This window comes from Treponema sp. UBA753, from assembly GCF_002297325.1.
GTDB lineage: Bacteria > Spirochaetota > Spirochaetia > Treponematales > Treponemataceae > Treponema_D.
Genome location: NZ_DBKJ01000042.1, coordinates 61,091 through 85,143 on the forward strand (window position 1 = coordinate 61,091; position 24,053 = coordinate 85,143).

General features: G+C 37.1%; 20 protein-coding genes and 1 tRNA gene. 17 read left to right on the forward strand and 4 right to left on the reverse strand.

Annotation, left to right across the window (positions count from 1 at the left end; genetic code table 11):
- Positions 1–56 precede the first annotated feature (56 nt).
- The 8 genes from mutS (at position 57) to B4C08_RS03490 (ending at position 9,768) form a co-directional block, all read left to right on the forward strand.
- Positions 57–2,648, forward strand: a complete 2,592-nt coding sequence (gene mutS / locus B4C08_RS03455; protein ID WP_296662902.1) for a DNA mismatch repair protein MutS — start codon at positions 57–59, stop codon at positions 2,646–2,648.
- A gap of 50 nt (positions 2,649–2,698) precedes the next feature.
- On the forward strand, positions 2,699–3,460 hold the full coding sequence (locus tag B4C08_RS03460) for a ComF family protein (RefSeq protein WP_296662905.1): 762 nt from the start codon (positions 2,699–2,701) through the stop codon (positions 3,458–3,460).
- A 69-nt stretch (positions 3,461–3,529) separates the two neighbouring features.
- Complete coding sequence (locus B4C08_RS03465; protein WP_288506683.1) at positions 3,530–4,021, forward strand: chemotaxis protein CheW; 492 nt, start codon at positions 3,530–3,532, stop codon at positions 4,019–4,021.
- A gap of 112 nt (positions 4,022–4,133) precedes the next feature.
- Positions 4,134–5,210, forward strand: a complete 1,077-nt coding sequence (locus tag B4C08_RS03470) for a DegT/DnrJ/EryC1/StrS family aminotransferase (RefSeq protein ID WP_296662908.1) — start codon at positions 4,134–4,136, stop codon at positions 5,208–5,210.
- Complete coding sequence (locus B4C08_RS03475) at positions 5,207–6,061, forward strand: NAD(+)/NADH kinase (RefSeq protein WP_295796124.1); 855 nt, start codon at positions 5,207–5,209, stop codon at positions 6,059–6,061. Before B4C08_RS03470 ends, B4C08_RS03475 begins: the two co-directional genes overlap by 4 nt.
- Entirely contained in the window at positions 6,054–7,751 is a 1,698-nt protein-coding gene (gene recN, locus B4C08_RS03480) for a DNA repair protein RecN (RefSeq protein ID WP_296662912.1), read from the forward strand. The genes B4C08_RS03475 and recN overlap by 8 nt, the downstream gene beginning before the upstream one ends.
- Positions 7,751–8,551 (forward strand): hypothetical protein, encoded by an 801-nt coding sequence (locus B4C08_RS03485; RefSeq protein ID WP_295796130.1) that lies wholly within the window; start codon positions 7,751–7,753, stop codon positions 8,549–8,551. The genes recN and B4C08_RS03485 overlap by 1 nt, the downstream gene beginning before the upstream one ends.
- The gene (locus B4C08_RS03490; protein ID WP_296662916.1) at positions 8,551–9,768 is read left to right on the forward strand and encodes an HD domain-containing protein; all 1,218 of its coding nucleotides are present in this window, start codon (positions 8,551–8,553) and stop codon (positions 9,766–9,768) included. Before B4C08_RS03485 ends, B4C08_RS03490 begins: the two co-directional genes overlap by 1 nt.
- Positions 9,769–9,853: 85 nt before the next feature.
- On the opposite strand, the gene B4C08_RS03495 is transcribed toward B4C08_RS03490, so the two are convergent.
- Positions 9,854–10,147, reverse strand: a complete 294-nt coding sequence (locus B4C08_RS03495; RefSeq protein ID WP_296662919.1) for a hypothetical protein — start codon at positions 10,145–10,147, stop codon at positions 9,854–9,856.
- A 167-nt stretch (positions 10,148–10,314) separates the two neighbouring features.
- Between B4C08_RS03495 and ispE the strand changes: the two genes are divergently transcribed.
- From ispE to lepA, 8 genes are all read left to right on the forward strand, one after another.
- Positions 10,315–11,202, forward strand: coding sequence for a 4-(cytidine 5'-diphospho)-2-C-methyl-D-erythritol kinase (ispE, locus tag B4C08_RS03500; RefSeq protein WP_296662920.1), 888 nt, complete (start codon positions 10,315–10,317; stop codon positions 11,200–11,202).
- Between the two features lie 96 nt (positions 11,203–11,298).
- Positions 11,299–11,577 (forward strand): septation regulator SpoVG, encoded by a 279-nt coding sequence (spoVG, locus tag B4C08_RS03505; RefSeq protein WP_013701997.1) that lies wholly within the window; start codon positions 11,299–11,301, stop codon positions 11,575–11,577.
- A gap of 21 nt (positions 11,578–11,598) precedes the next feature.
- A tRNA-Gln gene (locus B4C08_RS03510) sits at positions 11,599–11,671 on the forward strand.
- Between the two features lie 38 nt (positions 11,672–11,709).
- A complete protein-coding gene (locus B4C08_RS03515; RefSeq protein WP_296662924.1) occupies positions 11,710–12,264 on the forward strand; it encodes a 50S ribosomal protein L25 in 555 nt (184 codons plus the stop codon).
- A gap of 121 nt (positions 12,265–12,385) precedes the next feature.
- Positions 12,386–13,750 (forward strand): tRNA lysidine(34) synthetase TilS, encoded by a 1,365-nt coding sequence (tilS, locus tag B4C08_RS03520; protein ID WP_296662927.1) that lies wholly within the window; start codon positions 12,386–12,388, stop codon positions 13,748–13,750.
- Positions 13,747–15,864 carry a hypothetical protein gene (locus tag B4C08_RS03525; RefSeq protein ID WP_296662929.1) on the forward strand — a complete coding sequence of 706 codons (2,118 nt, stop codon included), beginning with the start codon at positions 13,747–13,749 and terminating at the stop codon, positions 15,862–15,864. The genes tilS and B4C08_RS03525 overlap by 4 nt, the downstream gene beginning before the upstream one ends.
- Complete coding sequence (locus B4C08_RS03530) at positions 15,848–17,512, forward strand: S1C family serine protease (protein ID WP_296662932.1); 1,665 nt, start codon at positions 15,848–15,850, stop codon at positions 17,510–17,512. The genes B4C08_RS03525 and B4C08_RS03530 overlap by 17 nt, the downstream gene beginning before the upstream one ends.
- Before the next feature lie 33 nt (positions 17,513–17,545).
- Positions 17,546–19,351 carry a translation elongation factor 4 gene (lepA, locus tag B4C08_RS03535; RefSeq protein ID WP_296662934.1) on the forward strand — a complete coding sequence of 602 codons (1,806 nt, stop codon included), beginning with the start codon at positions 17,546–17,548 and terminating at the stop codon, positions 19,349–19,351.
- A 3-nt stretch (positions 19,352–19,354) separates the two neighbouring features.
- Here lepA and B4C08_RS03540 read toward each other — a convergent pair whose 3' ends face one another.
- Both B4C08_RS03540 and B4C08_RS03545 read right to left on the reverse strand, forming a co-directional pair.
- Positions 19,355–20,983 (reverse strand): 6-hydroxymethylpterin diphosphokinase MptE-like protein, encoded by a 1,629-nt coding sequence (locus B4C08_RS03540; RefSeq protein ID WP_296662936.1) that lies wholly within the window; start codon positions 20,981–20,983, stop codon positions 19,355–19,357.
- 1 nt (position 20,984) lies between these two features.
- The gene (locus tag B4C08_RS03545) at positions 20,985–22,502 is read right to left on the reverse strand and encodes a peptidylprolyl isomerase (protein ID WP_296662939.1); all 1,518 of its coding nucleotides are present in this window, start codon (positions 22,500–22,502) and stop codon (positions 20,985–20,987) included.
- Between the two features lie 152 nt (positions 22,503–22,654).
- On the opposite strand from B4C08_RS03545, the gene B4C08_RS03550 reads away from it, so the two are divergent.
- Positions 22,655–23,368, forward strand: coding sequence for an IMP cyclohydrolase (locus B4C08_RS03550; RefSeq protein ID WP_296662942.1), 714 nt, complete (start codon positions 22,655–22,657; stop codon positions 23,366–23,368).
- Positions 23,369–23,505: 137 nt separating this feature from the next.
- Here B4C08_RS03550 and B4C08_RS03555 read toward each other — a convergent pair whose 3' ends face one another.
- Positions 23,506–23,808, reverse strand: coding sequence for a Trp family transcriptional regulator (locus B4C08_RS03555; protein WP_296662944.1), 303 nt, complete (start codon positions 23,806–23,808; stop codon positions 23,506–23,508).
- Between the last annotated feature and the right edge of the window lie 245 nt (positions 23,809–24,053).

Below are 24,053 nucleotides of genomic sequence, written 5' to 3' on the forward strand. Positions count from 1 at the left end.
TAAAAACCTGCCTTTGAATTTTCATTCAGGCAATGGTCTGAAATTTGGAGCAAAAAATGGCAGAAGAAACCCCGGTTATTACACAGTATCTTGGAATAAAAAAACAGCATCCGAATGATGTTTTGTTTTTTAGGCTAGGGGATTTTTATGAAATGTTCAATGAAGACGCTGTTGAGGTTTCACGGCTTTTAAATCTTACATTGACGCATAAGGGCGACAATCCTATGTGCGGCATTCCATATCATTCTGCAAAAGGCTATATTGCACGGCTGCTTCGGATGGGAAAAAAGGTTGCGGTTGCAGAGCAGGTTGGCGAAGTTGCAAAGCGCGGACTTACCGAGCGCAAGGTTGTTGAAATTGTAACGCCTGGAACTACTGTTGAAAGCGAGTATCTTGACGGCGGCTCAAATAATTTTCTTGCTTCCATTTTTATTTCTGGCGGATTTACAGGACTTGCTTACATTGACGTAACGACAGGAGAGTTTCGGGCTACAAAATTTCCAGAGTCTAAATTTGCGGAGAATGTTTCAAAAGAACTTGGAAGGTGCAGTCCAAAGGAAATAATTCTTCCTGAAAGTTTAAAAAGTAACAAGGAAATTCAAACTGTCCTTGAAACGATTTCTGTTGCGTCCGTTTCCTGGTATCCAGACTGGCACTTCAATGCTGAAAAAAATTATGAGCATCTTGTAAAGCAATTTAAAGTTGCGAATTTAAATTCATTTTCACTTACAAAAGAAAGCCCAGAAGTTCCTCCAGCAGGATTTCTTCTTGATTATATAGAAAAAACTACAAACGCTCCAGTTTCACATATTTCAGGAATTTCAGTTTATCAGGATTCGCAGTTTGTAATAATTGATGATTCTTCGCGCAGGAATCTTGAAATTACTTTTAATTTGCGTGACGGAACTTCTAGTTATACTTTGCTTGAATCTGTTAGCAATACAAAAACTGCAATGGGAAGCCGCCTTTTGCGCTCTTGGCTTTCTTTTCCGCTTACAAACGAAAATGAAATAAATTCAAGGCAGAACCATGTTGAACTTTTTGTAAAAGACAGAAATTTGCTGCATTGCGTGCGTGAAAATCTTGATGGAATTCTTGACGTTGAAAGGCTGGCTGGAAGAATTGCGATGGACAGAGCTCATGCAAAAGATTTGCAGGCATTAAAAGTCAGCCTTAAATTTTGGCTTAAGTCCCAGACAATTTTGGAACGCTACGATTTTTCTATGCCTGAAAAAGACTCCGCGCAAAAAATTATTGATCTTATAGAAAATTCAATCGCCGAAGATCCGGCTACAGTTTTTACGGAAGGTCGGATTATAAAAGACGGCTGGTCGGAAGAGCTTGATTACTGGAAAAAAGTGCGAAATGATTTTAACGGAATTCTTGAGGAATACATTGAATCAGAAAAAGAAAAAACTGGAATTCAAAATTTAAAAATAAAAAGTACCGGCAACCTTGGATATTTTATAGAAGTTACGAAAGGCAAGCTTGACAAAATTCCGCCACATTTTATTATGCGTAGAACACTTTTAAATGCTGAGCGTTATACAACTGAAAAACTTCAGGAACTTGAAAATTCTTTAAATGAATCCGGAGCAAAGATTCTTGAGCTAGAACACAATCTTTTTATTGAAGTAAGAAATGAACTGAAAAAATATATTCCGTATCTTCAGCAGGCTGCAAAAAAAATTGCTTACGTTGATGTAATCTGTTCTTTTTCAGAATCAGCAATTCTTTACAATTGGAACCGACCGCACGTCTTGTCAAACAGCTTGGAATTTTTTGTAAAAAACGGAAGGCATCCTGTTGTTGAGCGTCATCTTCCTGCCGGCGAATTTGTTCCGAACGATGTTTCTCTTTGCGGCTCTGAGCCTGAAAATTCCGCATCGTTCGCTTTGATTACAGGTCCGAATATGGCTGGAAAAAGTACATTTTTGCGTCAGAATGCTCTTATTGCGCTTCTTGCCCAGACTGGAAGTTTTGTTCCGGCTGATGAAGCGAAAATTGGAATTGTTGACAGGATTTTTTGCCGTGTTGGAGCTAGCGATAATCTTGCGCGTGGAGAATCTACTTTTCTTGTTGAAATGACTGAAACTGCAAGAATACTTCGTTCCGCAACACAAAATTCTCTTGTTATAATGGACGAAGTCGGTCGGGGAACTAGCACGGAGGATGGACTTTCGATTGCCTGGGCTGTAAGCGAGTATCTTTTAAATACGTTGAAGTGCAAGACTTTTTTTGCGACGCATTATCATGAGCTTACAAGGCTTGAGCATAAGTCTTTGAAACGGCTTTGCATGGCTGTTGCGGAAAACGGCAATGATATTGTTTTCCTTAGAAAAGTTGTTGAAGGTTCAAGTGAGAACAGCTACGGAATTCATGTTGCCCGGCTTGCAGGAATTCCAGAGTCCGTCATTGAACGCGCAGGGAAAATATTAGAGAAAATTCAAGGCGATGCGTCCGTTATAATTCCCGAAACTGAAACAGAAGAAATTTCAAAAACAAAAGTTGAAATTTTTTCAGGTTCATTGTTTTCTGAAGAAGAACTTGTGCTTGACGAAATTCTTTCTTGCGACATTGATAACATGACTCCTATGGCGGCATTGCAAAATATTTTGCGATGGAAAAAATGTCTGGCTGAAAAATAAATTTTTTACAAAAACTGCATTTTTTTTATTTTCCGAGTAATCATATATTGATGACTTTTAGAAAATTTACAATTTATGATTTTAAACGTTTTGCAATGCTTGCTTTGAACTTCATGTTCGGAAACGGAAAATGTTGTGTCTGCGGAAATTCCACTTTCAATGGAAAAATCTGTCTTTCGTGTTCAAAAAAACTTTATAATGAAGCAGAAAATTCTCATTGTGAAAAATGCCGTATCTGCGGAAAATCTTTAATAAGCGAAGATGAAATCTGCATGTCTTGCCGTGAGGAGCGCATTCTGAAAAATTCAGATAAAGTTGTTCCTGTTTTTCCATACAGACTTTGGGCAAAAACTCTTTTATTCGAATGGAAAATGCAAAACCAAAGAAGCCTTTCGCTTTTCTTTGCTGAAATTTGCAATTCAGTAATTAAAAAAAGAATTTCAGAAGATGTTTTTATTGTTCCTGTTCCGCCTCGTCCTGGAAAAATAAAATCAAGAGGCTGGGATCAAATTGAAGAGCTTTCCGAAATTCTCAAAGTAAAATTTGGATATAAAGTTTTAAAGCTTTTGGTGCGCACAGAAAAAATTCAGCAGAAAAAACTAGACAGAAAAAAGCGTTTGTCTTCTAAAGGAAAAATTTACACAGAGTCAAAGCTTTTAAAGCGCCTCTATTCTGAAAATTCTTTGCCGGAACAAGTTCTTTTAATCGACGATGTTTTAACAACTGGCGTTACTGTTGAAAGTTGCTGTGAAATTTTGAAAAATGCCGGAATTTCAAAAGTAGACGTTTTGTCTTTATTTGTAGTAGACTAGAATTGTTTTATGAATTAAAATAATAGAAGTGTTAGTTTAAAAATCTTTATGGATTCATGGGAGAAATCTATGGCAGATGAAGATACATTGTTGCAGCTTGTAACTTTTCAGCTTGGAGATGAGCTTTATGGTGTGGACATTATGGATGTCAAGGAAATCGTTAAGATTCAGAATGTGCGTCCTATTCCGAATGCTCCTTTTTATGTTGAAGGTATTATAAATTTGCGCGGAGAAGTCATTCCCATTATAAATCTGCATAAAAGATTTTATATCAAGAAAATGGCGAAGGCTTCAGATGATGAAATCGGTGAAGATGAAGGCGGATTTATTATTCTTGATATTGAAGGAAATAAAATCGGAATTATTATAGATAGAATTGCGCGTGTCGTTCCTGTCCAAGGTGATGAAATTAAACCGCCGCCACAGATGCTCAGCGGAATTGGTACTGAATATATTCACGGCGTAGTTCGTCAGGAAAATAATTATCTTATTATCCTTGATACACGCAGGTTGTTCAGCGCAAAGGAACTTCAGAAAATTCTTGAGCCGGAAGCTGTCTGATTTCTTTTCATGCTTGTTTTCTCAGAACATCTTCTCTTTTGTCCGTTTGATGTGTTTTTATGCGGAAATAGAATTATTGTTTCTGTGAATATTATGTTTTTAGGAATTTAAAATGATTCATACTTATAGTTCTACAATTCGCCGCAAAGAAATGGAAGCTGTTCTTACCTGCATGGTTGATGAAAAAATCGGACCTGGTGAAATGAACACGAGGCTTGTTCAGACTGCAAAAGAACTGATTGGATTTGATGGCGCAATTGCCTTGAGAAGTCCAGCTATTGCATTGGAGTACATTTTTAAAGCCTTGAATCTGCCAAAAGAAAGCGGTGTTATTGTAAGCGCGCTTGCTCCGTCTTATCAGTTGCTTACTGCGGAAAAATTAGGATATAAAGTTCTTGCTGCTGATGTTTGTGAAGGAAATGGGCTTGTAACAATTGAGTCTGTTGAAAAATGTATAAAAAATGGTGGACGTCTTTTGATTTTAAATGAAACAATGGGAATCCTTCCTGAAATTAAATCATTTTTGGAGCTTGGAATTCCTATCGTTGAAGATATTTCGCAATCGGTTTTTGCAACTTATCCTGCTGAAGAACAGCCTGAAAAAAAAGAAGGAGAAGAGCAGAAAGCCGCTGTAGAGAAAAAAGCCGGAATGTACGGTCTTTACGCTATTCTTGGAATGGAAGACAAGGATATTATAACTTCTGGCGGCGGCGCATTGCTTATAGCTCCAAATCGCCGAGAATGGACAGTTTTAAAGCATATTGCGGACGAAGCTCCTTTTACAGATATTTTGCCTGACATGAATGCGGCTTTAGCACTTGTTGAGTTAAAAGAATTTTCGCGGAATGAAAAAACAAGGCGCGAGTTGTTTGCTTTGTTTTCAAGAGCTGTAATGTCTGGCCGGCATAAAACCTTTGTGCGCGCGGCGGAAGACGGTTCTACAATTTATTCATTTCCTTTGGTTTTGAATTCAGGATTTAAAGATGTAAAGTCCTATGCGCAGAAAAAAAACATTGAAATCCGCCAGGCTTTTGAAAATTCTGTAATTGCTCTCAGGCAGGAAGAACTGGCTTCTGAATGTATTTGCGCGAATTCACTTTTGTTGCGCTGCGCATTATTCCCATTGTATCCTCGGCTGGGTCAAAAAGATGCGGCTCAGATTGTAAAGGTGTTGTCTTCTTTACCATGAAAAAATGTCTTATCATAGCTAATTCTTTTAAAGAAAACGCCGAGTTTTTGGGAAATGAAATTTCAGCGTTTTTGAAAAAAGAAAATATTGAAAATTCACTTTTTTTATATGACGGAAAAGAGGTCCGCTCAAAAATTCTTAACATTGATTTTTCAGGCTATGATTTTGTTGTAACTTTGGGAGGCGACGGAACTGTTTTGTTTGCCTGCCGTGGATGCGCGCCTTTAGGAATTCCAGTTTTTCCAATAAACTTGGGTGAATTTGGTTTTATCGCGGCAGTTCCAAAAGACAATTGGAAAAAAGAAATGGAGCTTTTCTTAAAGAAAAAATGCTACATAAGCAGCCGCTCTCTAGTTCAGTGTGAAGTTTTGAGAAAAGGAAAAACTGTTTTCAGGTGCTGCGGAATGAATGACTGTGTTATTTCAAGTTGTCCATCTTCTCATCTTGTAAATTTAAATGTGGCTTACAATCACGCTCTTTTAGGACCTTTTAAAACAAACGGAATAATTGTTTCAACTCCGACAGGCTCTACTGCTTATTCTGCTGCTGCTGGCGGGCCGATTGTGGAGCCGGAGCTTTCTGCTTTAGTTTTGACGCCGGTAAGTTCTTTCAGTTTGTCTGCGAGACCTTTGGTTTTTGGAGAAAAAGGCGAAATTGTAATAACTTTGATGAGCAGCCGTTCAGATGCTTCTTTGACTTGCGATGGTCAGATTGATTTTGAATTGAAAGAAGGCGATGCTTTAATTTTAAAGATACCAGAATTTCGGGCAAAGCTTATTTGTTCTACACAGGAAAAATTTTTTTCTGCATTGCAGAGCAAACTAAACTGGTCAGGAGGTCCACGTGCTTGAAGAACTCGATATAAAAAATTTCGCTCTTATTGAAAGCGCGCACATCGAATTTGAAAAAGGCTTTACTGTTTTAAGCGGTGAAACTGGAGCTGGAAAATCAATTTTGATTGGGAGCCTTGCCTTTTTGCTCGGTGGAAAATCTGGCTCAGAACAAATTCGCACTGGCTGCCATGAAGCTCAAGTTTCCGGTGTATTTTTCCTTGAAAACAAAGAGACTTTTCTTTGGCTTGAAGAGCATGGAATTGAATCTGAAGAAAACCGCATAATAATCCGGCGAGTTATCCGCGACAATGGAAAATCTTCAGCTTGGATTGACGGAACTCCTGTAACAAGAGCGATTCTTGCTGAGTTTTCTGCATTTCTTGTTGATATTCACGGGCAGCATGAGCAACAGTCGCTTATGAAAGTTGCCGAGCATCGCCGTTATCTTGATATTTACGCTGGAATTGTCGGCGAAGTTTCGTCATTCACTTCAATTTATAATCAGCTTGTTGAAAAAAGAAAAATTCTTGAAAACCTTAACAGCAATGAATCTGAGCGAAATGCAAAAATCGATATGCTGAATTTTGCGGTTTCTGAAATTTCCGACGCAAATTTAAAAGCTGGAGAAGATGAAGAACTTGAGGCGGAAGAAAACAGATTGTCATCATTTGAAAAACTTTACGCTGATATTGAAGAAATAAATTCCGCTTTTGAAGGTAAAGGTGAAAACGGAATTGTTTTCCTGCTCAAAAAAGTTTGCGGAACTGCATCAAAAGCCTTGGATTCTGATAAATCCCTTGAGCCTCTTGAAAACAGGCTTCAGTCTGCGTTTTACGAAATTGACGACATTGCAGGCGAGTTTAGGAGATATTCAAGTTCGCTTGTTTTTGACCCGGAGCGACTTGAGCAAGTTCAGGAGCGGCTTGAACTTATTTTTAGACTGAAACAAAAATACACAGGCCGAAATTCATCTGTCGCCGATCTTCTTTCTTATGCTGAAAATGCTTCTAGGCAGCTTGAAGAGCTTGGCGGTTCAGCTTTGGATAAATCAGCTTTGGAAAAAGAAATTTCAGAACTTGAAAAAAAAGTTTATATTCTTGCAAAATCGCTTAGTGAAAAGCGGAAAGTTTCTGCGGAAAAAATGTCGCTTGATGTTGAAAAAATTCTTTGCAGTCTTGGAATGAAAGACACAAAATTTTGCGTTGGGCTTACTGAAAAAGAAGGAAATGCGGTTGAGCAAAAATGCGGTCCTTACGGAATGGACAATATCGAATTCTTAATCAGCGCGAATCCTGGTTCTCCTTTGAATCCGCTTGCAAAAATCGCATCTGGCGGAGAACTTAGCCGTGTAATGCTTGCATTGAAGACAATTCTTTCAGACGGAGATTTGGCGGGAACTCTTGTTTTTGATGAAATTGATACTGGAATTGGCGGAGAAGTTGCGGTTTCAGTTGGAAGCCACATGAAGCTTCTTGCAGAAAAAAAGCAAATTCTTTGCATAACACATCTTGCGAGCATTGCCGTTTATGCCGATAATCAAATTAAGATTCAAAAAGGCGTGGAAGGAAATACAACTGCCTCGAATATTTTTGAAGTTTCCGGCGAAGAGCGCGTAAAAGAAATTGCTAGAATGCTGTCTGGAGATTCAGATTCTTCCCAGTCGCTTGAACACGCAGCTGCCATGCTGCAAAAATTCGGAGGAAGGTAATGGCTATATCAGATGAGTTGCGAAAAGAATTTAATGAAAGAGTCCGCCCTATAAAAGAAAAAATCAACGATTGCCTAAAAAAAGAAAAGGACGAGTCATTTGCTCTTAGAAGCGCGAAAGATGGAATTGAAGAAAAGAAGATTTTTCTTTGCGAAGAAATGATTTATACGGCGACTTTGCAAATGAGCATAAACAGCATATCTCTTGAAATGCTTGAAACAAAAAACAATGACACTCTTAACGATGCCAGAAAATCAATTTATAAATCTATAATTTATCTTGAAGAACTTGTTACAAATATTGTTGACTGTCCGTTTTCTGATTTGGAAACTCATTTGGCATCTGTTGCTTTTGTTCCGGTTGGAAGAAAACTTGACATTGTAAAAAAAATTGGACTTGCGATTGATCTTCTTGTTGAAGCTTTCGGTGAAAATTCAAAATGGAAAGAATCATTTGTTGAAATGCGTGGCCGTCATGCTGTTGTTGCAAAAAATTTTATAGACATGAAGCAGGCTTGCAAAGATTATTTTGACCACAATTCTCCAGTTTACGAAACAACTGTGATTTACGTAAGGCTTTTGCGCAGCCTTTTGGACAAATGCGCAATGGAATACCGAGACCGTTACGAACTTGCTTCCCGGCGGCTTGACGATATGCGGATGGCGATAAACCTTCTTATTGCAAACAGAAGAATTGCAATGGCTCTTGGCGATAACACAGAATCTGAAAATATAAGAAAAAAAGCTCTTGTTTGGAAAACAAAAATGGAAGCCGATGTAAAGGCTGGAAGCTCAAAATAATGAAAAAAGAATTTACGCTGAAAATTTTCGAAGCATTTTCCATTGAACGCTGGAACGATTTGGTTCGTCCTTTTGAGATAATCGAAATGGACAAGCACGCTGAAAAAACTGTCGTTGCGTACATAATTGCAAAATATGAAGAAAATCTCGGCGCAAAAATTGACTGGGAATGGCTGATTTATGCGAGCCTTTTTGATTTGCTCAGAAAAATTCAGCTTTGCGATATAAAAAGCCCGGTTCAGACTCTTATAAAAAATGAATATCCAGAAGAATATGCTCGGCTTAACGAATGGGTCTTGGAACGTTACAAAGATTTAATCGATGATAAGAAGCTTTTAAAAAAGTTTGAATTCTATTTGAAGGATTTGAGCAGTTTTTCCGCTGAAAAAAAAGAGCTTCCTCTTACTGTGAAAATTTTCAGGGCAGCGCATAAATATTCAACTTTGCGTGAACTTGAAATGATTTCACCGGTAAATGAAATTGAGCGTCTTGATTCAATTCGTAAAGAACTTAATGCCGACTTGCAAAAATATCTTGATTTGCGAGGACTTCAGCTTTTGATTACGAAGCAGAAGCCATTTGAATTTTTAATGCGGATTGAGCAGCTTCGTTTTCAGACAAGATGGAATCAAACTCCGAGAGTTCCGCGGACTTCTGTGCTGGGACATTGTTTTTTTGTTGCGATTTTGACTTTGCTTTTGTGCCGTGATTCTGGTGTAAAAATGTGCCCAAAACGGCTTTACAATAATTTCTTTTCAGGGCTTTTTCATGATTTGCCTGAAAGTGTTACGCGCGATATAATTTCACCTGTAAAACGAGCGACAGATGGACTTCCTGCGATTGTAAAAGATATTGAAGATAAAATTGTTTCAAAAGAGCTTGTTCCGCTTATGGAAAAATTTTATTGCGATGAAATACTTTATTTTACTAGCGATGAATTTATGAATAGGTGTGTTTTTGATGGTTGCGTTCTTCCTGTAAGTTTTGAGGAATTGAATTCTGCATTCAATGAAGACAAATATAATCCAGTGGACGGCCGCTTGGTTCGTGTTGCTGACCATTATTCTGCATTGCTTGAGGCTGGACTTTCAATTCGCTACGGAATAACAAGCCAGCAGCTTACAGATGGAAAGGCGAATCTTTTGAAAGTTTATGACGACGGAAAAATTATTAATGGAATCGATGCAAAAAAGCTATTTCAAGAATTTATAGACTGAAAAATATTTCATTGCTAAAAAAAAACTGTTTGTACAAAAAAAGCATTGGCAAGACAACTGAAATCCAACCAATGCTTTTATAAATTTAACCTTTCATGTCAGCAGGATCTGAATCTTCTTCTATTTCTTCTTCATCATTGTAAAATCCATCGTCAAATCCGTGGATTCTGTTGTCGTATCCGTCTTCCGGCTCTTGATCATCATAAGGCTCGTCGTAATTGTCAGATTCTTCTAGAAAATCATCCTCAAAATCATCTTCGTATTCATCATCTTCGAAATCGTCGTCAAAATTGTCATCAGACATTTCTTCTGAAAAATCATCGTCTTCATAAGAAAATCCGGTCATTGATGAAAATTCAACATTGTCGTCATTGAGCATTGCTATATTCCTTTTTGTAATTTAGTTTGCCGCTGACAAAGCCTCATACAAAGAGTAAAATACTGTTATGTTTTTGTCAATTGAATTTTATTTTTTTACAAAGAAACATGCATAATTCAATTCTTCTTATTGACAAGAAATAAAATAAAACACTATAATATTCGTGTATGTCTGACAGTATAACTGTTTTGGCACCTGCGAAAATAAATCTTGGACTTGAAATTTTTCCTAAGCGTGCTGACGGTTATCACGAGTTGCATAGTATTTTTACAACTGTCGGTTTGTTTGATGAAATTTGTGTTTCTAAAATCGATAAAAAAAATACTTGCATAGTTGAGTCTTTTGGAATGGAACTTCCGAAGCAAAATACAATAACTGCGGCGTACAAAGCTTTCTGCGTGCTGACTGGCATAGATTCAGGGGTTCATGTTTCAATTAAGAAAAGGATTCCTGCCGGCGGTGGATTGGGGGGCGGCTCAAGTGATGCTTCTTCTTTTATTCAATCCGTAAATAATCTATTTAAAGCTGGTTTGGGCATTGATTCTCTTTCTGCAATTGCAGGAAAAGTCGGAAGCGATGTTTTTTTCTTTACTTATGCACTTTCTGCGCAGGGTGGAAAACGGTTCGGCAAATTTGAACCTTTTGCAGCTGTAGTTGAAGGTCGTGGAGAAAAAGTCAGGCAGATACAGCATAGAAGTGATTTTTCTGTGCTTTTGGTTTTTCCAAATGTCAGTGTTTCTACAAAAGATGCTTATGCTCTTGTAGATGAAACTCTTTCTTTGGAATGCAAGCAGAGTAAAATTTCACTTGAAGAGATTTACAATCTGTCTGTAAAAAACTGGAACTTTAAAAATGATTTTACAGTTCCTGTTTTAAAAAAATATGCAGGAATTGCTGAAGCTTTGGATAGGCTCAAGTCTTGTGGCGCGGATTTTGCTGACATGAGCGGTTCAGGTTCAACTGTGTTCGGCATTTTTGAAAAAAAAGAAACGGCTTTAAAGGCGAAAGTTCTTCTTGAAAAAGAATTCAATCTTGCGCTTTGTTTAGGCGACTGATATAATAAAATGCAAGCTTCATGGCTTGATAAAGGAAAATCTAAGGCATTTTGCTTGGGATTTTATAGATTTTTATTATAAAGAGGGAAGATTGTTATGCAGATTACAGATGTTCGGATCCGCAAAGTTGAAGGCGAAGGAAAGCTAAAGGCTTATGTTACTGTTACATTTGACGACTGCTTTGTTGTTCATAATGTAAAGATTATCGAAGGATCTTCTGGACTTTTTATTGCAATGCCAAGCCGTAAGACTGCAAATGGTGAGTATAAGGATGTTGCTCATCCAATCAGCCCGGACTTTCGCAATGCGATTCAGTCCAAAATTCTTGAAGAATATAATGCGGGACATATAGAAACTGGTTCTTCTGAAGAATAAGTTTTTAGTCCACATATATTTTGGGACGTTGTCAAGTGGTAAGACAATGGCTTTTGGTGCCATCATTCCGCTGGTTCGAGTCCAGCCGTCCCAGTTTTATACATATTTTAAAATTTGTAAGGAGTTCTAAAAATGGAACAGTTTGTTATTAATGCAACAACACGCACGGAATCAGGAAAAAAATATGCAAAAAAACTTCGTGCACAGGGAAAGATTCCAGCAGTTGCATACAATGAAAAAGGTGAATCCTTTATGCTTGAAATTGATGCCAATGAATTTTCAAAAGCATGGAGATCAATTACAAAGACTACACTTGTTGTTTTAAAAATTGACGGTGTTGAAAACAAGGCGTTTATAAAAGATACAGAATATGATATTAAAACAGATAAATCTCTTCATGCTGATTTCCATATTGTAAGCGGTCAGAAGAAATTTACTTATGTTTATAAGATTCGTTATTCTGGAACTGCAGCTGGAGTTCTTAAAGGCGGATTCATGGTTAAACATGTTCCTGAAATCAAGATAAAGGCTCTCCCACAGGATTTGCCTGAATTTATTTCAGCTGATGTTTCTAAGCTTGAAATTGGACAGAAATTTACAATTGCTGATTTTAATCTTGGTGATAAAATCGAAGTTCTTTCTGATCCTGCATCTCTCGTTGTTTCTATTGCACCTCCAAAAAAATAATCAGTTTTTAAAAATCATATTATGAGATTTTTTAGTTGCTGAATGGAATCCCTCTGTGTTTTGCAGGGGGATTTTTTTATTGTGCTTTTTCAAAATGGAACTTTTTTAAGGCAGATGAATTATGGAATTTATTTTGGATTTTCAAGCTAGAGTTTTGGAAAATTTAAACTTATGTCTTTCTAGGCTAAATATAAATCTTGATTCTTGCAATTGTGGCGGAGTTGCAGTTTCTGGAGGCGCTGATTCGATTTCGCTTCTTGTTGCTCTGAAAAAAATTCTAAACATTCAAGTTAAAGCTGTTACCGTAAATCACAACATCAGAGCCAGCGAGGAAAGCTCTGCTGACGCCGATTATGTTGAGTCCGTATGCCGTTCCCTTGATGTGAAATGTGTTCGCTATGATGTGGCTCCAGGTGAAATTCTTTCTCTTGCAAAAAAACTTAAAACTTCAATTGAAGATGCCGCTAGAAAAATTCGGTATGAAAAATTTTCAGATTTTATAGAAAATGAAGGAATTTCTTTTTTGTGCCTTGCCCACAATAAAAACGATCAGATTGAAACTCTTGCCATGCGATTTTTGCAAGGTTCGGCTAATTTTTGTGGAATTCCTTTGACGCGAGAAAAGTTTATTCGTCCGCTTTTAAATATTTCCAGAAGTGAAATTGAGAAATACCTTCAGTTGCAAAAAATAGCTTTTAGAACTGACCGCACGAATTTTGACAATCAAATTTTCAGAAACAGAATTCGAAATAAGCTCGTTCCTTTTTTGGACAATGAATTTTCAGGCTGGCAGAATGCGGTTTTTTCTTTGGCTGAAAAGAGCCGCGCGGAAAACGAAGCTCTTTCTTTTTTTGCTGAACAAGAACTTTTGAAAATTAACTGCAAATTTGAAAATGAGAAAGTTTCATTTGATGCTGAAAAATTTTCTTCACTTCCGCTTGCAATAAAAATCAGAATAATTTTTAAAGGAATCGATTTTGTAAAGGCTTCCGAAAGAATTCCTTATTCGTTTGCATCTAGTTTGGCTTCTGGGTGTTTTGAAAATGCCGGCTGTTCAGAATGCGGCGGACTTGAATTTTCATTTTGCAACGGAAGGTTTTTAATTCAAAAGAAACGAAAAGTAGCGACAGAAAGCGGTTTTTTTGTTATAATAGAAAAAAAAGGAAGTTATCAGGCTGGAGAAATTTCTTTTGAAGTTTTTTCGCATGATGATGGAATTTTTTTAAGAACTGATTCGTCTGAGATTTGCTTGAAAAATTTGAAGTTTCCGTTTGTGTTCAGAAGCAGGCAGCCGGACGACTTTGTGAAAAATGCAGACGGTTCTTTTAGGCAGGTTTCAAAAATTTTGGATGACTGGAAAACTGGAAATCTCAGAGATTCAATTCCGCTGATTCAGAATATCTGTCCGGAAAAAAATAATTCCGCTCAGGAAATTTGCTGCGTGTGGGGAAGTCTTTTTGGCTTTAAAGATTGGATTGTAAAATGAAAATGCAACAGGATAAAAAATTGAAATCGCTGCATCTTTTAAAAAGAATTTTATTTATTTTTGTCTTTTTGAATTTTTTGGATTTATCTTTTGCTGAAAATGAAAATTCTAAGCTTGCGAATAAAAAGACTGCTTTGCGTTGTCTGGAAACTGCTTCAAATTATATCTTTGAAAAAAACTGGGAAGCTGCAAAAAGCCAGGCTTGCTTTGGAATTGCATACGATGATTCAATTTCGGACTTGTGGTATTTGTATGCTGTCTCTGAAAATGCGTTGGGAAAAACAAAGGCAGCTGTTCTTCCTTTGATTGAAAAAGCAATAAAAAATGACAGCTGGTCAAATTACAACCGCGACAATGCGCGTCTTTTGTACGCAGATATTCTTTGCGATACTGGCAAAATGTCCGATGCGTTAAAAGTTTTGGACAGTCAGCCGTTTTTGTATTCTTCTGATTCTGAATTGATTAGAATAAAATGCCTTTACAGATTGAAAGATTCTTCTTCTGTTTCTAAGGCTCGAAATAAAATTGACGGCGCAAGAAGAATTTATCCTTCTGACACAAGGTTTCCGCTTGTATTTTTAAAAAATGAAAATCCGAACGATTCAGATTCAACTGTAAAAAGGCTTGCTTCATTTTTTGTTTCCCAACTGGATTTTTATTTGCAACTTGAGCCTGAAAATTCAGAACTTGAAATTTTTTCCGCTTTGTTTTCTTCTGGCGAAAATAAAAATAGAATTTTAAAATCTTTCAGTGCAAAAGGTTTTAAACATCCGCTTTATGCTCAGGAAGCTTTGAGTGAAAATCTTATCAGCGAGCAAGAAGCCGTTGATTACATTTTTGAATTCGCAGACGAAAAAATTGACTATGAGATTTTTAAGAATTTTATTTTGCAGCTTTCTGAAAATGATTCTTGCGATAATGTAAAAAAACGCCTTGAAGCTTTTTCTGGTTCGTTTTCTTTTGACACTGACAATGATGGAATTGAAAATTTAATTGTAAAATTTTCACGCGGACGTCCTCAAGAAATTTCATTTGATGAAAATCAGAATGGCGAGCTTGAATGGACTGTTCAGTGCGACTTTGGAACGCCGGTTTTGGGATATTGCAGAGAAATGAAAATGAATTTTTCTTGGGCAAAATTTCCGTATTTAAATTATGCAGAGTTTGTGCAAGAAAAAATTCCAGTTGAAAAATTTAATTTTGTTCCAGATACATTGAATTGGTCTCCAGTTTTGATTGAGCGGGATTCTGAAATTTCAGAAAAGTTTGGCTTTGACTTTTTTATTCCAACTGTAAAAAATGATGGGCAAAAATTAAATGTCGCAGAGCTTCTTGATTCCGCATCTGATTTTGAAATTACAACTTCTGCAAATGAAAAAATTCGGTTTGTTCTTTTAGATGGAAATATTCAGCAGGCGTTGTATTATTCATCTGACGGAACGCTTTATGCTCAGGCGCATTTTGAAAATAACATTCCGGTTTTCAGAACTGTTGATTTTGATAAAGATGGAATTTTTGAAGCCACAGAATTTTATTCAGTTGATTCAGATAAAAAAATGAATTTCCATTCGCTTGAAGATGAGCGGCAGGTTGTAAAAAATCTTTTTGGGCTTCCATCTGAAAATGCGGAATTTTATCTTAGGATGATTCAGATTGACAGGGACAAAGATACAGTTCCTGATTTTACTGAAGAATATTTAGAAAACAGCGGAAAAATTTCTTCTTGGGATACAGACGGTGATGGAAAATGGAACGTCCGCCATATTGTTTATCCAGACGGAATTTATGAAGAGTCAATGTTCTACACGGTTCCAGAAAAAAATCTTGTTGTTGTAAGATTTGAAAATAATATTCCGCAAAAAGTAACGAATGGAAAAGAAGAATTTTTTGTTTGCAAAGATGCTGATTCAAATTTTTACTGGCTCGTGAAAAATAATTCTTTCAGTCCTGAAAAATATTCCGCGCTGGCAAAAAATGCAAAATCAGAGCTTGATAAAAAAAATGTTCAAGGCTTTTCTATGATTACTGTTGAAAACGAAACTCAGTCAGTGCTTTGTATCCGCATTGAAAAATTTGACTTTGGAATTTTAATAGAAAATGAAAATAAAAATTAAAAAACTTTTCAGTTTATTTTTTGCTATTGGTTGTGCGCTGTTTGTTTTTTCCTGTGGAACAATAAAAGGCGGCAGTGAAATTTTTGTACCTGTTGATTACAGTGAAGAACGCGCAGTTGACATTGAAATTGAACTTATTGAAAAGCTATCAAAAGAAAATGAAATAAAGTCTTTGTGGCGCGCAAAAATTTTGTATGATAAAATTTCTTCAAATGAAAAATGCAAGCAGATTTTTGAGCAGACAACTAAAATTTGCGTGGAATCTTGCATTCGCTCTATAGATGAAGAAAAATATTTTGATGCGCTTGGATATTATTTGTCTTTGCAAGCGGTAGGATATTCTGAGCTTAATTCAATTCCAAAGTCAAAAGACGAGCTTGAAAATTTAGCTTACAAAAATGTTCCGGGCGGTTCTGTTCCTTCAGTTTCAAATGCAAGTGTTTCCGACATGATAAAAGGCACTGTAACTGTCTTTGTTGACAAGGGAATAAAAATTCAACGTGGAATAGGCTATGCTGATGCTGTTTTGGGAAGCGGTTTTTTTATTTCAAAAGACGGATACATTGTAACAAATCATCATGTTATTGCTGACATGGTTGACAAAAAATATGAAGGATTTGCCAGGCTTTATATAAAACTTGCGGAAGACCCGGACACAAGAGTTCCTGCCAAAGTTGTTGGATATGACAAGACTTTGGATTTGGCGCTTTTAAAAACTGAAATTGAAGCTCCTTATGTTTTTGCTCTTGGCTCTAGCAGCGACCTTTCTGTAGGCGATAAAGTTTATGCGATTGGCTCTCCGTTGGGTTTGGAAAAAACTTTGACAAGCGGAATAATTTCTTCAACAGACAGACAGCTTTTTACGGCTGGAACAGTTTTTCAAGTTGATGCGGCTATTAACAGCGGAAATTCCGGCGGACCTTTAATTGATGAAAAAGGCAGAGTTCAGGCTGTTGTTTTTGCCGGAGTTCAGAATTTTCAGGGACTTAACTTTGCAATTCCAGTTGAGTATTTAAAAAATGAGCTTCCGTTTTTGTTTAATGGAGGCGAGCGCGAGCATCCGTGGGTTGCTTCTTACGGAAAGACAAAACGTCTTCCTGGTTCAGGCGCAAAAAATGAAGGCGTTACTGTTTTTTATGTTTTACCCGGTGGAAGCGCAGACCGTGCGGGAATAAAAGAAGATGACATTGTGGTTTCCGTTAACGGTGAAAAAATCAATTCACTTGCGGATTTGCAAATTGCTTTTATGAAGCAGCCTTCTGGAATCATAACAAAGCTTGGAATTTTATCTTCGGATGGAACTGAATCTGAGAAAATTGTTTACCTTGAAAAACGTCCGTTATCTCCGGGTTATGAATTTTTTAAACGTGATTCGCTTGAGAATTCTTTTTATCCAATGTTTGGAATGAAGATGGTAAGAGTTTCGCCTTCAAACAAAAAAAAGTATTCTATAGTAAAAATTATAAAAGGCTCTGTTGCAGATGAAACTGGATTCAGCGAAAATGATCCTATTGAACTTCTTGGAATTGATTTCAGTCCGGAAAAAGAAGCCGCATACATAAAGCTTTACGCAAAGAAAAGAAAGAATGGCTATCTTGATGTGAGCCTCGGATTTTCAGCAGGGTTGGACAGCCCATATTATTTTTAAAACTAAACCGAAAAAATTAAATAAGGAATAAAGATGACAGAATTAAAGTATAAACGCAACTTTTGTATTACAGCTCACATTGATCATGGAAAATCGACTTTGGCGGACAGGCTTATTCAAAAAGCAAAAATAGTTGACGACCGCCAGATGAAAAATCAAATCCTCGACAACATGGATATTGAACGTGAGCGTGGAATTACAATAAAAAGCCAGGCCGTTACAATTCCGTATAAGGCAAAAGACGGGCATGACTACGAGTTGAATTTTGTTGACACTCCAGGACACGTTGACTTTAGCTATGAAGTAAGCCGCGCGATTGCTTCTTGCGAAGGAGCGTTGCTTCTTATTGATGCTACTCAAGGCGTTGAAAGCCAGACAGTGAGCAATCTTTATATGGCGATGGAACATGACCTGACGATTGTTCCTGTCATAAATAAAATTGATCTTGCAAGCGCAGATGTTGAATCTGTAAAAAAACAAATCGACCATGATTTAGGACTTGAATCTTCTGAAGCTCAGCTTGTCAGCGCAAAAACAGGAGAAGGAATTGACGATTTGCTTGAGGCCATTGTTACAAAGTTTCCGCCGCCAAAAGGTGATGTTAATGCGCCGCTTCAGGCTTTGATTTTTGACTGCCATTATGATGAATACCGCGGTGTTATCGTTCATTTGAGAGTAATGGAAGGCCGCGTAAAAACTGGCGACATAATCCGCTTTATGAGCAACAACACTGACTATAAAGTAGAGCAGGTTGGTGTTTTTAAAATTAAATATGAAGAAACTGGAGTTCTTGAAGCTGGAGACGTTGGCTATATTATTGCCGGAATAAAAACTGTAAGCGATGTAAGCGTTGGAGACACTGTAACTCTTGCTTCAAAGCCAGCAGCAGCTCCTTTGCCAGGATTCAAAGAAGTAAAGCCTGTTGTTTTCTCTTCAATTTACCCGATTGATTCAAATGACTATGAAGAACTCAAAGAGGCAATGGAAAAACTTAAACTTAACGATGCCTCTCTTATTTATGAAAAAGACAATTCCCTTGCACTTGGAAACGGCTTTAGGTGCGGATTTTTGGGATTGCTTCACTTGGAAATAATTCAGGAGCGCCTTGAACGGGACTTTGACCAGATTGTAATTTTTACAGCTCCAAGTGTAAAGTACAAGGTAAAAATTCCCGGGCATGAAGAAATTTTTGTAGACAATCCTGCTGACTATCCTGAAGGAAAAATCGAGTCGTCGCAAGAGCCGTATATAAAAGCTTCAATAATAACTCCTGCTGAATATCTTGGCTCAATCATGGAACTTTGCCGTCTAAAGCGTGGAACACAAAAAAATATGCAGTACCTTGACGAAAAGCGTGTTGAGCTTACTTATGAAATGCCGCTTTCCGAAGTTCTTTTTGATTTTTATGACAAACTGAAATCTTACAGCCGCGGATATGCAAGTTTTGACTATGAGGTTATTGATTACCGACCGACTGACTTAATAAAAATAGATATTCTTATAAATTCAAAGCCTGTTGACGCATTGGCTCAGCTTTGCTACAGACCGAGTGCCGTTGAGCGCGCAAAAGTTGTCTGTGAACGCCTAAAAGGAGAAATCGCCCGCCAGCAGTTTAAAGTTGCAATCCAAGGTGCAATCGGAAGCCAGATAATTGCAAGAGAAACTGTGAATCCTGTTAGAAAAGACGTTCTTGCAAAATGCTATGGAGGAGATGTAACAAGAAAACGCAAGCTTCTTGAAAAGCAAAAAGCCGGAAAAAAGAGAATGCTTATGGCCGGAAACGTGGAACTTCCGCAGAGCGCGTTTCTTGCTGTCTTAAAGGAAAAAGAAGATTCTTAAAAACTAAAGCGGCTTGTTTTCTCTTATGGCGATTTCAAGCTGCTTTATAAAAAAATCTGTTTCCGCTCTGATTCTTTTTAAAAACGACTGCTCCATTTTGAATACGTATCCATCAGGAAAATGCAGAAAAAGGTATTCCCGTTCTTCCGCAATTTTTTTTATCTGCTCGCTAAGAGAAATTTCTTTATGTAAATTTTTTCTAAAAGGCGACTTTTCTCCATCTGAAAGCAGGCTTCTAAGCTCTTCAAGTTTTTTCTTTTCCTCTTCACAGAAGTTAGAAACATTTTTATTTGATTTGCATTTTTCTTTTTGCATATTTTCTTTTGTTGTAAAAAGGCTGCTTTGAGGTATCCCAAGATTTATTCCTGTGCTTGAGCAGTCAAAAATATTTCTTTCATTTTTAAACATCATGCAGAACTGCTGGGCATACTGCAAAAGGATTTTTGTGCTGCATATCTTTTTCCCGCTTTTTGAAATGACAGTTTGCGCCGCCATTGAAAAAGCCGCATCGTAGTTTTCTATTGGCATAAGCCTGCCTGAATTTATAAAACGCTGCTTTAAAGCCATAGTGCCTTTTGCATGAGTTATTCCTATACTATAGCTAAAGTCTAGTCCTGCAACAAAAACTGGAACAGAAGAAGTTCTTCTAAGTTTTAGCGCAATGTATGTTGCCGCAAGTCCAACAGAACCCATTGGCTCAATAAAATTTTTGATGATTTTTTCATTCTTTAGATTATCAAAAAAATTTCCATCTGCATATTTTGTTGCAAACCAGATTATATTTCCGCTAAGAATTTTTGTGGCTTCAGGTCTTGCGCAAAGATCTGCGAACAAAAGAATGTTTTTATTTTTTGCACCTAAAAACGCTTTTTCAATTGCAATCTGGCTTTCCATTGTAACAACTGCATCCGGCATTATGTTTCTTGATACTAGAGGGGCTAGAGCAGCATCAACTGCAATTATAAAAAAATCATTTGGACTGAAAGTTGAATACGGCAAACTGTCTAGTCCTTCACCTGCACCTAAAACAAGCAACGGCTTTGAAACTGTATTTGCCTCATCTTCCAACGTTTTTGAATGTTCAAGACGCGCAATGTTTCTTAAAAAGTTTTTGGAAAAAAGCCTGCCGAATTTTACAAGTGTGATTCTGTTTTTCCAAAATGTGGCGATTATTTCACTTATTGCATTGACGGTAAAATCAAATTTTTCTTTTGAAAAATTTACTCCTGCGCTAAAGTCAATTTTCACTGCGCGCTTTATGCTTCCGCCTTTGCAAATACTTCTTACAAATGAATCTATTTTTTCGCCTTCGCTTAACTTAAATAACGGAATGCCTGTGCTGTTGTTTTGCATTGCAAGCTCAAAAAGATTCTCATCATTTTCAAGCGCGATTATTTCACAATTTTCTGGCAGCAGTGATTTTATTTTTTCAATTCCGTACCAAAGAAGAGGAGAGCAAAGTATTACAAGAGTTCCACTCAAAACCTGTATTTTGTCTATGTAAGTTTCAATTGCCTTTGCAGGATTGTACTTTGAATATAAAAAGCGGCCTTTGTATTCTACTGTCTTTAAAACAGAAAAGCCCTGGCCGGCACTTACCAGACGGGGCTTCTCCTGAACTGATTCGTTCAATTTATTTCCTGTTTTTGTTTTCACTCATAAGAGTAATGTAAGTTGCAAAGCAATTGTCTACAACTTTTGGACTTGCAAAAAGAGCGGAATTTGCTGTATTCAAATCTGCATTGCGGATTTCAGTTTCGCTTGCATCTTCCACTTCATCAGTTTGAATTCCTGTGCACTTAAGAACAACGACATTTGAGCCAAGAATAAATGGCGAGCTGATTTCGTCCTGCTTTAAAGAAAATGCTGTCTTGTATGCATCTTCATTTGAAGCGATTCTTGCAAGAGGTTCAGTTTCAGAAACAGAAGAATAAATGCTTGAGCTTCCGTAGTTTACAGGGAAAGGCTGAACTTCTGATTTTTCCACATTGAACTTTTTGCACGCGCTGTCAAAATTTGAAATAGCGGCTTCTGAAACAAAGTTTTCCGCAATCTCAAGGAAATAATTTTCAATGTAGCTTTTTTGATTTGAATTTATATAGTCAAGAACTGCATCCTGAACTGCGCTGTCTTCAAAGTCCGCTGCCGCTACAGAACCATCACATTTGAATATTGAATATCCACGTTTTGTTTTTATAACTGCGCTGATTTCATCTTTCTGAAGTTTTTCAAGCTCTGCAAGCGAATCCACGTTGTCAAGCATATTTTCAATCTGGTAGCGGTAAGCTCCTGCATTTTTTCCATCTGCGTCAGAATAATATTTCTGGGATTTTTCACTTGCGGCATCTGCAAATGTAATTTCGTTTCCATTTATCTGCTTTAAAAGCGCCTTTGCTTCCTGTTCATCGTCAACTGTGATTACAGAAAGGTCGTATTTAATGAATTTCTCAGCGTTTTCTTTTCCGAATTTTACAGCTTCTTCTTTTGGAAAATTTGAAGTGCTGAATGCAACTGCGTCAAATGAATGTTTTTCTGCCCCCATGGAAGCAAGAAATTTCTTTTCCGCGCCGCTTCTTTTAAGTCCGTACAATGGAGTTCCGTTGAAAGAAACTTCATTGCCAGTCCCGAATAAATCATAGAAATAGCGTTTGTAAACAAGTTTGCTTTCAATGTCTTTTCTTAGTTTTTCAAGATCAACTGCGCTTGTCTGATTGTAAGCTTTCTGTGAGAATTTTCCTGTTGAAGGATCTGTGAATTTTTCAATTACAAATCTGTTTACAGCTTCTTTTGGAACTATGTAGCCTGATTTTTTTACTGAATCAGTGAACGCCATGTTGATTACAGTCTGATAAAAAGCTTCTCTCATAATGCGGTAATAAGACTTTTCGTCAACTTTGTAGCCGCTAGCCTGATATGACTGCGCAAGATTTGAAACTGCAGTATAGAAGTTTGAGCCTGGCTCATAAGTTATGTTTTTTCCGTTGTAAGAACCGAAGGTGCTTGCCTTCTGCTTGTTAAAGATTGACTGAAAAACTGCGCTCGCTCCAAAGGGAAGAAATACCAGCGCCGAAATTACAAGTATGATTACAGCTCCGATTTTTGAACTGTCTTTTTTTGTTTTCTGTTCAGTGATTTTGTTTTCTTGATCCATAAGAAGATTCATCCTTTTTATATATAAATAGAAGTAAAAACTATTTTATCATTGTAAAATGCAAGTGTCAATGTAGAAACTTTTCTACGCATTTTGCCTGTCAATACACAAACTTTCACTTTCATGCTATACTTATTTTATTCGGAGGAATTATGATTCAAAAAACATTGAAAGAAGCTCTTTCTAAAAATGAATATCCAGGACGCGGAATTATTGTAGGAAAATCTGCTGACGGAAAATACGCAGTTTCTGCCTACTGGATTATGGGAAGAAGCGAAAACAGCCGCAATAGAATTTTTGTGGAGGACGGAGACGGAATCCGCACTCAGGCATTTGATCCTTCAAAACTTACAGACCCAAGCCTTATAATCTACGCGCCTGTAAAAGTTCTTGGCTCCAAGACAATTGTAACAAACGGCGACCAGACAGACACAGTTTATGGTGGGCTTAAAAACGGACTTAGCTTTGAAAAATCCTTGCAGTCAAGAAGGTTTGAGCCAGATTCTCCGAATTTTACACCGCGCATTTCAGCTTTGCTTGAAGTTGAAAACGGAAACTTTAATTTTTCAATGTCGATTTTAAAGAGCGACTGCGGAAACGAATCTTCTGTAAACAGATACACTTTTGACTTTGAAAATCCGCGCGCAGGAATCGGTCGCTACATTCACACCTATATGCAGAACGGAAATCCGCTTCCTAGCTTTGAAGGCGAGCCTGAGATTTTGGAATTGGACGGAACTTCTATAGAAGAAACAGCAAATTCAATCTGGGAAAACTTGAACGAAGACAACAAGGTTTCACTTTTTGTGCGCTTTATTGAAATTGCAACAGGAAAGGTTCAGACAAAAATTATAAACAAAAACTAGAGAAAAATTAAGAAGCCATTTTAATAAAAACGGATTCTTAACTGTCATTCCCGTGCTTGACACGGGAATCTGTTCTAAAATTTAGATTATCGGGTCAAGCCCGATAATGACAGTAAAATAAAAAATTCGGCATTCGATTAACTATTCAGCGATTTCAAGAGGGCAAGAACTTTTTGGAACGCTGAATTTTCCTTTTTCATTTCCCTCGAACCTCTTGTTATATTGCATAAAGACAAATTGTATTTTTTTGCAATTTCGCGCTGGGTTGTTCCTTCGTCAAGTTCCTTTACAAGACTCCATCTCTTGGAAAAATCCTTTAATTCAGACTTTGTAAAAAGACAGCCGAAAAAATCAAATATAAGATTTTCGTCCTGAATTTTTGAAAGAAGCATGCATATTTCTTTAATCTGATCGCTCTGGCTGTTTTTTGTTTCTGGCATTTTTACCTCTAAAAGAATGATAATCCAATTGCATTAAAAAAGCAAACTGTCTTTAAAATAAAAAGACCGGCTTTTACACCGGCCATGCCTTTTGGCATCCAGGCTCCAATGGGTGGGAGGGGATAAATTGAACACCTGGTAATTTATATATCGGAGCGCATTCCATTTTTCTTGAATTGTTTTTTTACTGTTTGATTATTTGTTGAATCTAATTTCTGAAGGAATACTTCCTAATCCCCTGAGTG

Coding starts and splice junctions, on each gene's coding strand:
- B4C08_RS03555 (WP_296662944.1), bottom strand. CDS start 23,808: ATGCCAGAAACAAAAAACAGCCAGAGCGATCAGATTAAAGAAATATGC.
- B4C08_RS03490 (WP_296662916.1), top strand. CDS start 8,551: ATGAAAAAAGAATTTACGCTGAAAATTTTCGAAGCATTTTCCATTGAA.
- B4C08_RS03545 (WP_296662939.1), bottom strand. CDS start 22,502: ATGGATCAAGAAAACAAAATCACTGAACAGAAAACAAAAAAAGACAGT.
- spoVG (WP_013701997.1), top strand. CDS start 11,299: ATGCAGATTACAGATGTTCGGATCCGCAAAGTTGAAGGCGAAGGAAAG.
- tilS (WP_296662927.1), top strand. CDS start 12,386: ATGGAATTTATTTTGGATTTTCAAGCTAGAGTTTTGGAAAATTTAAAC.
- B4C08_RS03475 (WP_295796124.1), top strand. CDS start 5,207: ATGAAAAAATGTCTTATCATAGCTAATTCTTTTAAAGAAAACGCCGAG.
- ispE (WP_296662920.1), top strand. CDS start 10,315: ATGTCTGACAGTATAACTGTTTTGGCACCTGCGAAAATAAATCTTGGA.
- mutS (WP_296662902.1), top strand. CDS start 57: ATGGCAGAAGAAACCCCGGTTATTACACAGTATCTTGGAATAAAAAAA.
- B4C08_RS03530 (WP_296662932.1), top strand. CDS start 15,848: ATGAAAATAAAAATTAAAAAACTTTTCAGTTTATTTTTTGCTATTGGT.
- B4C08_RS03550 (WP_296662942.1), top strand. CDS start 22,655: ATGATTCAAAAAACATTGAAAGAAGCTCTTTCTAAAAATGAATATCCA.
- B4C08_RS03485 (WP_295796130.1), top strand. CDS start 7,751: ATGGCTATATCAGATGAGTTGCGAAAAGAATTTAATGAAAGAGTCCGC.
- B4C08_RS03525 (WP_296662929.1), top strand. CDS start 13,747: ATGAAAATGCAACAGGATAAAAAATTGAAATCGCTGCATCTTTTAAAA.
- B4C08_RS03515 (WP_296662924.1), top strand. CDS start 11,710: ATGGAACAGTTTGTTATTAATGCAACAACACGCACGGAATCAGGAAAA.
- B4C08_RS03495 (WP_296662919.1), bottom strand. CDS start 10,147: ATGCTCAATGACGACAATGTTGAATTTTCATCAATGACCGGATTTTCT.
- B4C08_RS03465 (WP_288506683.1), top strand. CDS start 3,530: ATGGCAGATGAAGATACATTGTTGCAGCTTGTAACTTTTCAGCTTGGA.
- B4C08_RS03460 (WP_296662905.1), top strand. CDS start 2,699: ATGACTTTTAGAAAATTTACAATTTATGATTTTAAACGTTTTGCAATG.
- B4C08_RS03470 (WP_296662908.1), top strand. CDS start 4,134: ATGATTCATACTTATAGTTCTACAATTCGCCGCAAAGAAATGGAAGCT.
- lepA (WP_296662934.1), top strand. CDS start 17,546: ATGACAGAATTAAAGTATAAACGCAACTTTTGTATTACAGCTCACATT.